Source organism: Pseudomonas sp. SORGH_AS_0211 (genome assembly GCF_031453455.1).
In the GTDB taxonomy this organism is placed as follows: domain Bacteria; phylum Pseudomonadota; class Gammaproteobacteria; order Pseudomonadales; family Pseudomonadaceae; genus Chryseomonas; species Chryseomonas aestiva.
The window spans coordinates 3,861,448-3,876,687 of the sequence record NZ_JAVIZV010000001.1 but is presented as its reverse complement, the minus strand read 5'-3'; the positions used below and the strand labels follow the sequence as shown (position 1 = coordinate 3,876,687).

General features: G+C 67.9%; 9 protein-coding genes. 4 read left to right on the top strand and 5 right to left on the bottom strand.

The window, feature by feature from the left end:
* The first annotated feature begins 202 nt into the window (after positions 1–202).
* Entirely contained in the window at positions 203–1,246 is a 1,044-nt protein-coding gene (locus QE393_RS17995; protein ID WP_273806799.1) for a glycoside hydrolase family 5 protein, read from the top strand.
* Positions 1,247–1,323: 77 nt separating this feature from the next.
* Complete coding sequence (gene gcvH, locus QE393_RS17990; protein ID WP_158895189.1) at positions 1,324–1,707, top strand: glycine cleavage system protein GcvH; 384 nt, start codon at positions 1,324–1,326, stop codon at positions 1,705–1,707.
* Positions 1,708–1,788: 81 nt separating this feature from the next.
* Here gcvH and QE393_RS17985 read toward each other — a convergent pair whose 3' ends face one another.
* The 4 genes from QE393_RS17985 to QE393_RS17970 all read right to left on the bottom strand — a co-directional run bounded on the left by QE393_RS17985 (position 1,789) and on the right by QE393_RS17970 (position 9,882).
* On the bottom strand, positions 1,789–2,103 hold the full coding sequence (locus tag QE393_RS17985) for a DUF2388 domain-containing protein (protein WP_183631615.1): 315 nt from the start codon (positions 2,101–2,103) through the stop codon (positions 1,789–1,791).
* A gap of 73 nt (positions 2,104–2,176) precedes the next feature.
* Complete coding sequence (locus QE393_RS17980) at positions 2,177–6,523, bottom strand: PAS domain S-box protein (RefSeq protein ID WP_273806798.1); 4,347 nt, start codon at positions 6,521–6,523, stop codon at positions 2,177–2,179.
* A 39-nt stretch (positions 6,524–6,562) separates the two neighbouring features.
* Entirely contained in the window at positions 6,563–8,344 is a 1,782-nt protein-coding gene (locus QE393_RS17975; protein ID WP_158895185.1) for a GspE/PulE family protein, read from the bottom strand.
* Positions 8,345–8,532: 188 nt separating this feature from the next.
* Positions 8,533–9,882, bottom strand: a complete 1,350-nt coding sequence (locus tag QE393_RS17970; protein ID WP_310044906.1) for an inorganic triphosphatase — start codon at positions 9,880–9,882, stop codon at positions 8,533–8,535.
* 171 nt (positions 9,883–10,053) lie between these two features.
* Between QE393_RS17970 and argE the strand changes: the two genes are divergently transcribed.
* Together argE and argA are read left to right on the top strand one after the other, a co-directional pair.
* Entirely contained in the window at positions 10,054–11,214 is a 1,161-nt protein-coding gene (gene argE / locus QE393_RS17965) for an acetylornithine deacetylase (protein WP_273806796.1), read from the top strand.
* Between the two features lie 163 nt (positions 11,215–11,377).
* Positions 11,378–12,676 carry an amino-acid N-acetyltransferase gene (argA, locus tag QE393_RS17960; protein WP_133860543.1) on the top strand — a complete coding sequence of 433 codons (1,299 nt, stop codon included), beginning with the start codon at positions 11,378–11,380 and terminating at the stop codon, positions 12,674–12,676.
* A 797-nt stretch (positions 12,677–13,473) separates the two neighbouring features.
* Here argA and gshA read toward each other — a convergent pair.
* On the bottom strand, positions 13,474–15,051 hold the full coding sequence (gshA, locus tag QE393_RS17955; RefSeq protein ID WP_273806795.1) for a glutamate--cysteine ligase: 1,578 nt from the start codon (positions 15,049–15,051) through the stop codon (positions 13,474–13,476).
* Positions 15,052–15,240: the final 189 nt, after the last annotated feature.

The following is a 15,240-nucleotide window of genomic DNA, read 5'->3' as shown; positions in this document are numbered from 1 at the left end:
GACGCGAATTAAAGCGTAACTGGCTGTTTTTGCTGGAAAAAAATCTCTAAAGCTGGCGGCTGGGACGCCGATAGCTGCCCCAACAATGACGACGAAGTCGCACCCAGTGGCGCCGCAACAGGACGCGGCCGCCTGAGCTCGCCTACGTCAGAACCCGCTAGCTTGCGGGGGCGGGGAGTCTTTCTCTTTCACAGGTGCAGTCATGCAATCCCTTACCCGGCGCTTGCGCCAGTTTTCCCTGCGTCTGGCCGGTACCCTGGCCCTGAGCAGCGCCCTCTTCGGTTCGGCCCAGGCGGTCGAGCTGGTCGGTCTCAACTTCTCCGGTGCCGGCTTCGCCAGCCAGGTGCTGCCCGGTCTCAACAACCGCAACTACATCTTCCCCAGCGAACAGCACTTCAAGGACTGGAGCGCCAAGGGCATCAAGCTGGTGCGCTTTCCGATCATCTGGGAACGCATCCAGCCCAGGCTGAATGCCACGCTGGATCCGGACTATGGCGCCCTGGTCACCCAGACGCTCAACTATGCCCAGAAGTACGGCGTCAAGGTGATCCTCGATCTGCACAACTATGCGCGCTATCGCGGCGAGGTCATCGGCGCCGGCAAGGTCACCTACTTCAACTACTGGGACGTGACCTATCGCCTGGCTTTCCGCTTCGGCAAGCATCCGGCGCTCTACGGCTACGACATCATGAACGAGCCCCACGACGCCGTGGCCTTCTGGCCGACCGCCGCCCAGCACGGCATCAACGGCATCCGTACCGTGGACAGCGTCCATCCCATCATCGTCGAGGGCAACGGCTGGTCCAGCGCCGCCCGCTGGCCGCAGTGGAACGACCCCCTGCTGGCGCTCAAGGACCCGGCCAACAAGCTGATCTTTTCCGCCCACGTCTACTTCGACAATGACGGCGGCGGCCAGTACGCCAGCAAGGACATGAGCGGCTTCGACCCCATGGTCGGGGTGAATCGCGTCAAGCCCTTCGTCGACTGGCTGAAGAAGAACGGCAAGCAGGGCTACATCGGCGAATTCGGCGTACCGGACGACGATCCGCGCTGGCTGGTGGCCATGGACAACATGCTGGCCTATCTCAAGCAGCACTGCATTCCGGCCAGCTACTGGGCCGCCGGTCCCGGCTGGGGCAACTACAACCTGGCGGTGGAGCCCGTCAACGGCGTGGATCGCCCCCAGTGGGCGACGCTGAAGAAGTACGTCGACAACAGCAGCTGCGCGAGCATCGGCCCCAATTAAGCCCTGCCGGCGATGGCGGTCCCCGGGGTCGGCAGGCTACCCTTGCCTTTTAACCGTGCCAGCCCCGAGGACCTCTCATGAGCCAGATTCCCGCCGACCTGCGTTATGCCGCCAGCCACGAATGGGCGCGCCTGGAAGCCGATGGTAGCGTTACCGTCGGCATTTCCGATCATGCCCAGGAGGCCTTGGGCGATGTGGTGTTCATCGAACTGCCGGAAGTCGGCAAGACCCTCGCCGCCGGTGACCAGGCCGGGGTGGTGGAGTCGGTCAAGGCGGCCTCGGACATCTATGCCCCGGTGGGCGGCGAGGTGATCGCCGTCAACGAGGCGCTGGCCGACGCGCCCGAGCAGGTCAATGGCGAGCCCTATGGCGCCTGGTTCTTCAAGCTCAAGCCGCAGGATGCGGCCGAGCTGGACAGGCTGCTCGACGCCGACGGCTATCGCGCCGCCAGCGAAAGCTGAGGCACCGCTCGCCGTCCTGAGCCCGGATGAAAAAGAACCCCGCGCGGCATGACCGGCGGGGTTCTTTTTTTGCCTGGCCCCTTACTGGGTCAGGATACGCATGGCGAGGTCGCTGTCGCTGGCCTGGAGGCCCGGCTCGGCGGCGCGCATGTCGCGCAGCGCGGCTTCCAGGTAAGGGCCGCGGATCTGGCCGTTGCTGGCCAGGTAGGAGCTGGCGTCGTCCTGGGTGGCGGCGACGATCTTGTGGTCGTCACGGCTGGTGGTATAGAACGAGCCGGAGGTTGCCCCCAGGGTCGCGGCATGCCGCCAGAACCGCGCATCCGCATTGGCGGCGGTGGTCGCGGCCAGCAGCGGCAGGCCGATCAGGGAAACCAGAGCAAGCTTCTTCAGGCGCATGGATGAGATCTCCTTCTTGAGGTCTCCTATAGAGAGCTCGGACGTCCGCTGAGTTCCAGAGCTCCGCATCAGCCTAGCGCTGGATCATGCTGTGGATGCGTTCGGCCAGGGCGTCGATGTCGAACGGCTTGATCAGCATGTCCATGTTCTCGCCGAGGAATTCGCCGCGCACCTTGGCGTTCTTGGCATAGCCGGTGATGAACAGCACCTTGAGCTCGGGCCGCCGGCCACGGGCGATCTCGGCGAGCTGGCGACCGTTCATGCCGGGCAGGCCGACATCGCTGATGAGCAGGTCCAGGCGCTGATCGCTCTCGATGATCGGCAGGGCGCCGTCGGCATCGCTCGCCTCCAGGGCGGTGTAGCCCAGTTCGGCGAGCACCTCCAGCACGATCATGCGCACGGCGTATTCGTCTTCCACCACCAGCACGGTCTGGCCGGCCTCGGCACGGGGTGCGACCTTGAGCGTCGGCTGATCGGTGCTGACCGCCGCCATCTCGGGGTGGCGTGGCAGATAGAGACTGATGGTGGTGCCCTGGCCCTGCTCGGTGTCGATGCGCGCGGTGCCGCCGGACTGCTTGACGAAGCCGTAGATCATCGACAGGCCAAGCCCTGTGCCCTGGCCGGCCGGCTTGGTGGTGAAGAAGGGCTCGAAGGCCTTGGCCTTGACCTCCGGCGGCATGCCGGTGCCGGTGTCGGCCACGCTCAGGCGTACGTAGTCGCCGGGTGTCAGGGATTCGCGCGCGGCGGCCTCGGCGTCCAGGCTGAGGTTGGCGGTGGCGATGCACAGCTCGCCGCCGGCGGGCATGGCGTCGCGGCCGTTGATGACCAGGTTGAGCAGGGCGTTTTCCAGCTGGTGGGTATCGCTGTGGGCGAGCCAGGCGATCGGTGCGAGATCCAGGCGCAGGGCGACGTTTTCGCCCACGGTGCGTACCAGCAGGTCTTGCAGCGAGGCGACCAGCTGGTGCACGTCCACCGGCTGCGGATCCAGGGTCTGACGGCGGGCGAAGGCCAGCAGACGATGGGTGAGGGCGGCGGCGCGGTCGGCCGAATTGACCGCGGCGTTGATGTAGCGATCCAGGTCCTGGGTGCGGCCGTTGGCGATGCGCAGGCGGATCAGGTCGAGGGCGCCGACGATGCCGGTGAGCATGTTGTTGAAGTCGTGGGCGATGCCGCCGGTGAGCTGGCCGATGGCTTCCATCTTCTGCGACTGGCGCAGGGCTTCCTCGGTGCGCTCGCGCTCGTAGATCTCGGCGATCAGCCGCGCGTGGCTGCGTCCCAGCTCCTGGGTACGTTCGGCGATGCGCTGCTCCAGCTGGTCGGTGGTCTGCCGCGCTTCGGTGACGTCCACGCCACAGCCCACCAGGCCGTGGAATTCGCCGTCGAGCTCCAGTCGCGGGGTGCCCTCCAGGCGCAGCCAGCGCCATTCACCCTGGGCATTGCGCACCCGCACCTCGGCGCGCAGTGCGCTGTGGGTGGCGACGGCCTGCTTGAAGGCGCCCTCGAAGGCCGGGCATTCGCTGTCCGGGAGCAGGGCGCTCCAGCCCTGGTCGTGCAGATCGGCGTCGTGCAGATCGAATTCGCTGGCGAAGCGCTGGTTGACGAATTGCAGCTGGCCGTCGGCATCGCAGGCCCAGATCAGTACCGGGGCACTGTCGGCCATGAGGCGGAAGCGGCCCTCGCTCTCGCGCTGGGCGTCCTGGGAGCGCTGCCGGCAGATGGCCGACCAGAGCCGGTCGGTAACGTCGCGCAGGAATTGCACCTCACCTTCCGTCCACAGCCGGGCGCGCTGGTCGTGGGCGACGAACAGCGCGCGCAGGCGGCCATCCTCGTAGAGCGGGATATCGACCAGCGCCGCGATCTCCAGATCGAGCAGGCGCTGGGCATTAGCCTGGGCGCGCGGATCCTGGCTGACGTCGTCGATGACCAGGGGCGCTGCGCCGTCCTGGTTGCCCAGGCTGTCGGAGGCGAGCAGCGGATAGGCCAGGGCCTGGTCGAAGCTGCCGTTGGGCGTCCACATCTGCTGCGGGACGAAGGCGCCGCTGCTCTCGTCCAGACGGGCATAGCCGACCCGGCGCAGGCCCAGCCGCGTACCGACCAGTTCCAGGGCGGCGGCGACCCCGGCGCTTTCCGGATCGCCCTCGCGCAGGCGATCGCCCAGCTCGATCAGGGCATGCTGGCGGGCCTCCGCCTCGCGGCGCTCCTCGATCTGCCGGCGCAGCTGGCGATTGGTCTCGCTGATGCGATCGGCGTCGTGGCGTTCGCGGGTGATGTCGCGCGCGATACCCACCAGTCGGCGGCGCCCACCGGGCTCCAGGCGTTCACGCCCGCGGATGCTCAGCCATACAGGCTCGCCCTGGCGCGAACCGCGTACCCGAAAGGTCAGCCGCAGGTCATAGGCATTGCCACCGCCCTGGATGGCGGCCGTCACATAGGCGCGTACCCGGGGCGCATCGGCCGGATGCAGGGCGTGCAACAGGGCCGCGCCGCGCATCGTGCAACGGCGCTCGCCCGCTCCGACCAGATGGGCGAGGCGGGTATCCCAACTGATCAGGTCGCGGTCGATGTCATAGTCCCAGACACCGAGGTCGGCGACGTCCATGGCCAGGGCAATGCGCTGCTCGGCCAGGCGCAGGGCGTCGGCCGCGGCGGTGCGCTCGATGACGATGCGGATGCGCTCGGCCACCTCACGCACCAGGGCCACGTCGCCGATGGTCCAGTGACGCGGCGTATCGGCATAGAGGAACAGCAGACCGACCAGCTGTTCCTCGGCAAGCAGGGGCACCACCAGGCCGGCGCGTACGCCATGGTCCACCAGTTGGGCGCGCATCTCGCCCAGGCGGCTGTCCTGGGCGCTGTCTTCCACGCTGACGATGATGCCGCGGCGCAATTCCTGCACCGCCGAGGTGTGCCAGTGACCGAGGCTGGGCAGGTTGAGACGATGGGTTCGCCCCTGTTCGAGCCAGTCGCTGTCGATGGTCAGGCTGCCGTCGCGACCGACCCGGGCATAGCCGATGCGCTGCACGGCCAGCAGATGGCCGAGGCTGTCGCCCAGCACCGAGGCGACTTCGCCGGTGTGGGTCACGCCATGCAGCAGGTCGCCCAGTTCGAGCAGGAAGCGCTGGCGATCGTGGCTACGGATACGTTCGCTGAGATCGACGAAGGTGCAGATGGCGCCCTGGACCTCGCCGTCGCGCCAGAGCGGCTGGGCACGCCATTCCACTGGCAGCAGACTGCCGTCCTCACGCAGCAGGGCGTCGGCGGACAGGTGCAGGGTGGCGCCGGCGCTGGCGGCGCGCTGCAGGGCTCGGGCGCCATCCTCGCTGCGGGCGGAGCTGAGGCGGGTGTCCAGGCGTTCGCCGAGGATGTCGCGCTCCTCGGGCAGGCCGAGCATCTGCCGGAAGGCGCGGTTGCAGAGGGTGGCGCGCCCCTCGCGATCCAGGGCGCAAAAGCCCTCGTGGGTCGATTCGAGGAGCAGATGGGCAAAGGCCTCGCTCTCCCGCAGCGCCGTTTCCGCCCGCTTGCGGCTGTCGATGTCCTGGGCCACGCCGACCCAGTGCTCGATCTCGCCGCTGGCGTTGGTGAATGGCATGGTGCGGGTTTCGAACCAGCGGTAGCGGCCCTCGGCATCGCGCAGCTGCAATTCGAGGCTGCCGGCAACTCTCTGCTCGCGCACCTCGCGCCAGCGCAGCAGCAGCTGCGGACGCTGCTGGGGATGGATGGCATCGGTCCAGAGATCGGGATCGGCGACCACGTTGGCCGGACTCAGGCCGCTGTATTCGTACCAGTAGCGATTGGCGTATTCGAAGCTGCCATCGGGCCGCGCGAACCAGATGATCTGCGGATTGACGTCCATCAGGGCGCGGTAGTGGGTTTCGTCGAGGGTGCTGTGCCGCGCCGGCGACGCCGTCTGCAGCCGGGCCTCGAACAGGCGCAGCACCTGGCGCGCCAGGCGTTCGAGGCCGGTCAGGCGCGCGGCGCTCAGTTCGCGCGGTTGCCAGTCGAGCACGCAGAGCGTGCCGAGAAAGACGCCTTCGGCCGTTCGCAGGGGAGCCCCGGCATAGAATCTCAGTCCGGCCGGATCCCTTACCAGGGGGTTGTCGGTGAAGCGCGGGTCCTGGCTCAGGTCTTCGATCTGCCGCGCTTCCCGGGCAGCGTGCAGGTACTGGCAGAAGGACAGGGCCAGGGGGATTTCCGCCACGCCCAGGCCGCGTTCGGCGATGAACAGCTGCTGCTCCTCGCCCAGCAAGTTGATCGCGACGATGGGGGTTTCGCAGAGGGTGGCGGCCAATTCCACCAGATCGTCGAGCGCCGGCTCCGGCTGGCCGTCGAGCAGGCCATAAGCCGCCAGGACCTCCTGGCGACGGCGTCGCTGCTCGGCGTCCTCGGCACCCACGGCAGGGTTCACGACGGTTGTCTGCACGGCTGGCTATCCTTGTTCCGCTCGCGGGCTGCTAGGGCCTTAACGTTCGCTCTGGGGCGTGACGCGCAGGACTTCTTCCACGGTGGTGAAGCCGGCGGCGATCTTTTGCGCGCCGGACAGTCGCAGGCTGCGCATGCCTTCCTTGAACGCCTGTCGCCGCAGCGCGGTGATGTCGGTATCCGCCGTCACCAGTTCGCGCAGACTATCGGAGAGGGTGAGGATTTCGTATACCCCGGCACGACCGCGATAGCCGGTGTCGCGACACTCCGGACAACCCACCGGCTGCATGGCGCCAGTGGGCAGCGGCGCGTTCCAGGGCTTGGTCAGTTCCTGCCAGGTGGCCGGGTCCAGCTCGGTGGGCGTCTTGCAGGCCGGGCAGAGGGTGCGCACCAGGCGCTGGGCCATGACGCCCAGCACCGTGGCGCGGATCAGGTAGTAGGGCACGCCCAATTCGATCAGCCGGCTCACCGAGCTGGGGGCGTCGTTGGTGTGCAGGGTGGAAAGCACCAAGTGCCCGGTCAGCGCCGCCTGGATGGCCATCTCGGCGGTTTCCAGGTCGCGGATCTCGCCGATCATGATGATGTCCGGGTCCTGCCGCATCAGCGCCCTGACGCCACTGGCGAAGGTCACCTCGATGTTGTGCTGCACCTGCATCTGGTTGAAGGCGTCTTCCACCATCTCGATGGGGTCTTCAATGGTGCAGACGTTCACCTCGGGCGTGGCCAGCTGCTTGAGGGTGGTGTACAGCGTGGTGGTCTTGCCCGAACCGGTGGGGCCGGTGACCAAGATGATGCCGTTGGGCTGCCCGGTCATGCCGGCCCAGCGGCGCAAGTCGTCGGCGGAGAAGCCGAGCTGGTCGAAGCTCTTGAGCAGCACGTCCGGGTCGAAGATCCGCATCACCAGCTTTTCGCCGAAGGCGGTGGGCATGGTCGACAGGCGCAGTTCGACCTCCTTCTCGCCGGCCATGCGCGTCTTGATCCGGCCGTCCTGGGGCTTGCGCTTCTCGGCGACGTTCATGCGGCCGAGGTTCTTGATCCGGCTGACCACCGCCAGGGTGACCTGGGCGGGGAACTGGTAGACGGTGTGCAGCACCCCGTCGATGCGAAAGCGCACCGCACCCTGTTCGCGGCGCGGCTCGACGTGGATATCACTGGCGCGCTGCTGGAAGGCGTACTGGAACAGCCAGTCGACGATGTTGACGATGTGGGCATCGTTGGCATCCGGCTCGCCATCGGCGGCGCCGAGATTGACCAGTTGCTCGAAGTTGCCGACGCCGCTGGTCTTCTGCTCCACCGCCGAGGCGCCGGTGACCGAGCGGGCCAGGCGAAAGAATTCCTGGGTATAGCGGGTGATGTCGGCGGGGCTGGCCACCACGCGCTTGATCGGCCGCTGCAGCACATGGGTGAGGTTGCTTTCCCAGCTGTGCACGAAGGGCTGGGCGCTGGCCACCGTCACCTCGTCCGGACTCACCGCCACGGCGAGGATCTTGTTGCGCTGGGCGAAGGCGTAGGACATCAGCGGGGTGACCGAGGCCACGTCCACCTTGAGCGGATCGATGCGATAGAAGGGCTGGCCCGAATACTCGGCGAGCCAGCGGGTGAGGCTGTCCAGATCCAGCTTGCGCCCTGGGCGACTAAGGTCGTCCACGCTCTGCGCCGCGAGGAATTCCAGCGGATGCTGCTGCGGATTGGCCGAGCCACGGCGCAAGAGCAGGCACTGCTCGGCGGTCTGCTGATCGATCCGCTGCTGGCTGACCAGCTCGCGCAGGATGTCGCCCAGGTCGAGCCAACGATCAGCGGAAGGGGAAGCTATGGCGGACATCTGGACTCCTTGGAAAGGTGGTCGCACCGGGGTGACACCCGGCGCCTGACCGGGGACGACCCGCCTGCCGTACCCGCCAGGTTGGTCGCCTCCTCCAGCATAGCGATTTTGTATTAAGGAATCGCTCGCGGCCTTGTGCCATCAGGATGGACGGCCGGATGCACCAGGCGTTCCCGCCGTCCGGCGGCTCAGGCCAGGGCTTTCCAGGGCGCCAGGCCATAGACCAGGCGCGCCTGTTCGGCGACGCCGGCGAGGTCGCCATGGGCGCTCAGCGGCGCCAGCTTGCCCAGCTCGCCATACAGCCGATCGGCTTCGGGCAGGTCCAGGGCGCCACGCGCCAGGTGCAGCCAGACCTGCATCCGCTCCAGCCGCGGCAGCTGCTGCTGGATTAGCTCGGGCTCGGTGATGGCGCGCGGCAGCGGCAACTCGGCCGCTTCCTGGGCCAGGAAGCGCGGCAACCATTGGCCGAGGGGCGTCACGCCCTGGCGTTCGCCACGGCCGGTACGGCCCTGGATCCAGGCGCGCTGATGCAGCCAGCGCGCGGCGCGCAGGGAGAACAGGCCCCAGCGCGGCTGTTCCAGCTCGGCGGCGAAGCGCTGCGGTGCCTGGCGGCGGGCCTCCTCGTCGTCCTGGCCGATGGCGGCCAGCGGTCGCCAGTCGGCGAGCAACTCGTCGAGGGCCTGGCGCAGGTCGCGGCTGGTGGCCCGCGGGGCGGCCTGGCCGAGACTGCCGAGTAGGGCGCGCAGGTCGATCAGCTGGTGCACCCAGTCCACCAGCAGGCGCCAGTGGCCGTTCCAGCGATACTGCTCGGCCAGGCGCTGGCTGCCGGCCAGCAGGTGCCAGCCGAGGCGGGCGACGGCCTCGTCCAGCGGCGTCTCGGCGTCCAGTTCCGGCGCGGACAGATAGAGGGTGTAGCTCGATGCATCGTGCAGCCGATAGCCGCGCTCGGCCTTGCTGATGTCGCAGGGCATCAGCGGGAATTCGGCGGCCAGTTGCTCGGCCAGTTCCAGCAGCGCGGCCGGTTCACCCTGACGCAATTCCAGCTCGACCTCGGCGATGGCCTCGCGCTGGTCACCGGCACGCACCTCGCCCTGGTCGAGGGCGACCTCGATGATGGTCCGCGCCTTGCCCCGGCCCCAGGCGATCTCCGCGGCGTCGCGGACGAAGTCGGTGTCGAACACCGGCTGCAGGCGGCGCAGGTCCAGGTCGGCCAGCTCCGCCGGCCAGCAGCTGTCGTCGAACAGCGCGGTGTCCAGGGTGGCATCGGCCAGCGGCCACTCCCATTCATTGCGCTCGGACAGCCCAGCCAGGCTCTGGCCACGACTCTTGAGTGTCTGGATGAAGCGCTCGCCATCACGCCGCACGCGCAGGGCGACCTTGGCATGGGCCAGGTCGCGGGTGTCGGTGTCGTAATAGCAGTTGGAGAGTTCGTGGCGCTGCCAGCCCTCCTTGCAACGCTTCTTCAACAACGGATGAGCGCGCAGGGCGTCGAGGGTGGCCGCACTGGCGCGCAGCTTGATTTCGGTTTCTTTGGCCATTGGAGGATCCTGGCGCCGGAAGAGAACGGTCCGGCTCCGTGCCGAGCGCGTCATGACAACGGACGGCGAGAACGTGGCCGCTAGTTTAGCCGGTCCGCGTCGCCAAGGCCCATGAAGGTTTCATCGCGCGGCGGATGGCGCCATGATGGAGGCGTGACCAGGAGGCCCCGCATGACCCTGCCCGCGCTGAAAGCAATGTTCTCCACCCTCATCGCCGAAAGCTCGGTGAGCTGCACCCAGCCGGCGCTGGACCAGTCCAATGCCGGCGTCATCGCCCGCCTGAGCGACTGGTTCGGCGCCCTGGGCTTCGCCTGCGAGACCCAGGAGGTGACCCCGGGCAAGTTCAACCTGATCGCCACCTTGGGCAGCGGGCCGGGCGGCCTGGTGCTGGCCGGCCATACCGATACCGTGCCCTACGACGCCGCGCTCTGGCAGGCCGACCCCCTGCGTCTGCGTGAAGCCGACGATCGCTGGTACGGCCTGGGCAGCTGCGACATGAAGGGCTTCTTCGCGCTGATCCTCGAGGCGGTGCGCGAGCTGGATCCGCGCCAGTTGCGCCAGCCGCTGATCGTGCTCGCCACCTGCGACGAGGAATCCTCCATGGACGGCGCCCGGGTGCTGGCCGAGGCCGGCCGCCCCCTGGGCCGCGCCGCGGTGATCGGCGAGCCGACCGGACTGCGGCCGATCCGCTTGCACAAGGGCATCCTCATGGAGCGCATCGACATCCTCGGCCAGAGCGGCCACTCCTCCGATCCGAGTCTAGGCCACAGCGCCCTGGACGCCATGCAGGCGGTAATGGGCGAGCTGCTCGATCTGCGCGCTCAGTGGCAGCGCGAATACCGCAATCCGCTGTTCCTGGTGCCGCAGCCGACCCTCAACCTGGGCTGCATCCATGGCGGCGACAACCCCAACCGTATCTGCGGCCAGTGCGCCCTGGAATTCGACCTGCGCCCGTTGCCGGGCATGCAGCCCGAAGCCTTGCGCCAGGCCATCCGCGGGCGGCTGCTGCCGGTCGCCGAGCGCTTCGGGGTGCGGATCGACTACCAGCCGCTGTTTCCCGCCGTGCCGCCCTTCGAGCAACCGGCCGAGGCCGAGCTGGTGCGCCTGGCCGAACGCCTGACCGGTCACCAAGCCGAGGCCGTGGCCTTCGCTACCGAGGCACCCTATCTGCAGGCGATCACCCAGGAGGTGCTGGTACTCGGCCCCGGCGACATCAGTTGCGCACACCAGCCCGAGGAGCACCTGGCGCTGGCGCGGATCGCGCCTACCGTCACGCTGCTGCAGCAACTGATCGGCCACTACTGCCGGGGCGAGGCCGCGGCTGTCCGATGAACAGACCCATGCGCCCGGCGTGACTTTTTGTAAACTTCAGGCGGTCTACTGACGCTGCCTGCCCATCCGCTCCCTGTCGAGGAACCTCCGTGCTGCGACGACGCTGAACGCCCTGCCTGCCCTCGTTCACCCTCCCGCCTATCCACCAAGGGTCTTCGTCTCGATGCACGATTACGTCAACTGGCTCCGCCACGCCTCGCCCTATATCAACGCCCACCGTGACGCCACCTTCGTCGTCATGCTGCCCGGTGACGGCGTCGCCCATCCCAACTTCGGCAACATCGTCCACGACCTGGTGCTGCTGCACAGCCTGGGTGTGCGCCTGGTGCTGGTGCACGGTTCGCGCCCGCAGATCGAATCGCGCCTGGCCGCCCGTGGCATCGAACCGCGCTTCTACAACGACCTGCGCATCACCGACGGCCCGACCCTGGAAGCGGTGATCGACGCCGTCGGCAGCCTGCGCAGCGCCATCGAGGCGCGGCTGTCCATGGACATGGCCGCCTCGCCCATGCAGGGCTCGCGCCTGCGGGTCGCCAGCGGCAACCTGGTCACCGCGCGCCCGGTCGGGGTGCAGGACGGCGTCGACTTCCACCACACCGGCGAAGTCCGTCGCATCGACCGCCGCGGCATCGGTCGCCTGCTCGACGAGCGCACCATCGTGCTGCTTTCGCCCCTGGGCTATTCCCCCACCGGCGAGACCTTCAACCTGGCCTGCGAAGACGTCGCCATGCGCGCCGCCATCGACCTGGGCGCCGACAAGCTGGTGCTCTACGGTGCCGAACCGGGCCTGCTGGACGAACACGGCGCCCTGATCCGCGAAATCGGCCCGCAGCAGATCCCCACCCATCTGGCACGCCTGGGCAGCTCCTACCAGGCCGAGTTGCTCGACGCCGCCGCCCAGGCCACCCGTGGTGGTGTGCGGCGCTGCCATATCGTCGGTTACGCCGAAGACGGCGCCCTGCTCACCGAGCTCTTCACCCGCGCCGGCAGCGGCACCCTGGTGGCCCAGGAACCCTTCGAGACCCTGCGCGAGGCGACCATCGCCGACGTCGGTGGCCTGATGGAGCTGATCCGCCCGCTGGAAGAACAGGGCATCCTGGTGCGGCGTTCCCGAGAGGTGCTGGAGCGCGAGATCGAGCAATTCAGCATCGTCGAACGCGAAGGCCTGATCATCGCCTGCGCGGCGCTCTATCCCATCGCCGACTCGGCGGCGGGCGAGCTGGCCTGCCTGGCGGTCAATCCCGACTACCGCCACGGCGGCCGCGGCGACGCCCTGCTGGCGCGCATCGAGCAACGCGCCCGCGAGCGTGGCCTCGGCACCCTGTTCGTGCTCACCACCAAGACCGCCCACTGGTTCCGCGAACGCGGCTTCGAGCCCAGCGGCGTGGAGCGCCTGCCGGCAGCACGGGCGTCGCTGTACAACTTCCAGCGCAATTCGAAGATTTTCGAGAAGGGGTTGTAAGGGCGCGCTCGTAGGTTGGGCTGAGACGGCTGCATCGTCGAAGCCCATACCGCCAAGCCCCACCGTCATCGCGGCCATGGGCCGCTCCTAAAGATTCAAGGCACGCCTGTAGGAGCGGCCCATGGCCGCGATAGCGCCAGTCCCAACGGAAACCGCTGCAAGGCGGAGCTGGCACTTCCTGCATCGATGCTGGAAGTGCCCTCATCAACCATCGCTTCGCCCGCTGGCGCCTAGGTTCGTAGCGTGGAAAACCGTGCAGCGTTTTCCACCAATGGGCACCTTTGCTCTCAGTGGACAAGGCTGCGCCGTTGTCCACGCTACGGGCTACGGGCTACGGGCTACGGGCTGTTCAGGGCTCTTCAACCAGAACTGCCAGGCTGGCGAATCGCCCCGCTCAGGAGGGCGAGCGCCAGTGTCGTGGAGTGGGTCGAGCCGCATGGATGCGGCGAGAGGTCTAACGGGCCATGGACGGCCCGTGTAGGCCGACCCCGGACGGCGCTGGCGTGAGCACAACGTAGCGCAGCGGAGTAACAGCCGCAGGCTGGCCCGAAGGGCGAGCAACGCGAGTCACCTGGAGCGTAGCGTAGGGCCGGATGGTCGGAGCAAGCGTCTTTGCTTACTTTTGTCCGGGACGCGTAGTCCAGGGCGCGTAGCCGTGACTGAAAAAAGTGAGTCGCCTGGGTGGGCGAAACAAGAAACACCAGCAAGGCTCAATGAACAGCTAGGGCACCAACAAGCTCTTTGGCACCATAACGTTGGGCTTCGACGATGGAGCCGTCTCAACCCAACCTACCTGCCTACACCCCAATCGTCGCCAGAATGCTCGCCTGATAGGCCGCCACGAAGGTGTCGAAATCCCCCTGGGGCGCCGCCTCGATCTCCGCCTGCTCCTCCAGCGACTGGCGCGCCATCTGTGCATAGCCCTCGCGCTCGCCATCGTTCAGCGGGTGGCTGGCGAAATAGGCCGCATGGGCCTCGCTCTGGCGCAGGCCGAATTCGGCGAAGCTCTCGCCGCGTTCGCGCAGCTCCTGCAGCACCCGCGCCGAAGGCGTGAGACGGACGTCGGCGACCTTCTGCCGTTGCACCGCCACCGCCCGGCGATGGGCGTCGCCGCCCAGGCTGGCGTCCAGGGTCTCGGCGCAGCGCTCGATCTGGTCGAGCATCTCCGCCGCCCAGTCGATCATGGTCACCGAGGCGCCATGGCGCTGCAGACGCAGACCGGGCTTGCGGCCTTCACGCACCACGCTGGCGAAGTTGTCGGTGCATTCGCTGCACTCGCCGTTGAGCGGCGGGCTGCCTTCCAGGGCGCAATAGAGCAGGAAGGCGTCGAGGAACAGCGCGGCGGTGGTATCGATGCCTAGCGGCAGGAAGGGATCGATGTCCAGGCAGCGCACCTCGATGTACTGCACACCACGCGCCATCAACGCCTGCACCGGGCGTTCGCCGCTGCGGGTGACGCGCTTCGGGCGGATGGTGGCGTAGTACTCGTTCTCGATCTGCAGGATGTTGGTGTTGAGCTGCACCCATTCGCCGTCCTGATGCGTACCGATCTCCGCATAGGGCGGGTAGGGCGTGCCCACCGCGCGTCTCAGGCTCTCGGTGTAGGTGGTCAGGTCGTTGTAGTCCGGCGTCAGGCTGGCCTGGGCGTTGCTCTGGTAGCCCAGGTCGCTCATGCGCAGGCTGGTGGCATGGGGCAGGTACAGGGTCCGCTCGTCGAGGGTCTGCAGCAGATGTGGCCGGCCACGCAGGAAGCCCGCGTCCAACGCCGGCGAGGCACCGAACAGGTACATCAGCAGCCAGCTGTAGCGACGGAAGTTGCGGATCAGGGCGATGTAGCGGGCCGACTGGTAGTCGCGGGCATCGCGGGCGTCACCCTCCTGCTGGCGCAGGAGTTCCCAGGCCGCTTCCGGCAGCGAGAAGTTGTAGTGGATGCCGGCGATGCACTGCATGGTACGGCTGTAGCGCAGGGCCAGGCCGCGGCGATAGACGTGCTTGAGCCGGCCGATGTTGGAGCTGCCATAGTCGGCGATGGGGATCTCGTCCTCGGCCGGCAGCGCGCAGGGCATGGAACCGCTCCAGAGGCGCTCGCCATCGAGTTCGGCGACCGCGGCGCGGTGCACCCGGTCCAGGGCGTCCAGCACCTCGGGCGTGCGGGTGCCGGTGGGGGTGATGAATTCCAGCAGCGCCTCGGAATAGTCCGTGGTGATCTGTGGGTGGGTCAGGGCCGAGCCCAGCGCCTGGGGATGGGGACGCCGGGACAGGTCGCCACGGGCGTCCACCCGCAGGGTCTCGCGCTCGATGCCGTGCAGGCACTCGGTCAGGAGGGAGGGATCAGCGCCGAGCAGGGCCAGGCGGCGGGACAGGATATCGCTCAAGTTGACTTCCTTTGGCGGTACTCGCCCCGGGCAGGGTAGAAGAAACCGACTGAAATGGGGGTTGCCGGCCAGGGCCGACGCGGGGGCAGCAGTCACTGCTGCGGTCCGGGTTCAAGCCTCAGACCGCAACCCGCTCAGTTGTCTCCCAGCGTAGCTCAGGCGGCGGCAAAGGGCGATATGCGCCGCTTC

Excerpts from the sequence above, each read along its gene's own strand:
- QE393_RS17995 (WP_273806799.1), top strand. The coding sequence starts at position 203 with ATGCAATCCCTTACCCGGCGCTTGCGCCAGTTTTCCCTGCGTCTGGCC.
- gcvH (WP_158895189.1), top strand. The coding sequence starts at position 1,324 with ATGAGCCAGATTCCCGCCGACCTGCGTTATGCCGCCAGCCACGAATGG.
- QE393_RS17985 (WP_183631615.1), bottom strand. The coding sequence starts at position 2,103 with ATGCGCCTGAAGAAGCTTGCTCTGGTTTCCCTGATCGGCCTGCCGCTG.
- QE393_RS17975 (WP_158895185.1), bottom strand. The coding sequence starts at position 8,344 with ATGTCCGCCATAGCTTCCCCTTCCGCTGATCGTTGGCTCGACCTGGGC.
- QE393_RS17970 (WP_310044906.1), bottom strand. The coding sequence starts at position 9,882 with ATGGCCAAAGAAACCGAAATCAAGCTGCGCGCCAGTGCGGCCACCCTC.
- argE (WP_273806796.1), top strand. The coding sequence starts at position 10,054 with ATGACCCTGCCCGCGCTGAAAGCAATGTTCTCCACCCTCATCGCCGAA.
- argA (WP_133860543.1), top strand. The coding sequence starts at position 11,378 with ATGCACGATTACGTCAACTGGCTCCGCCACGCCTCGCCCTATATCAAC.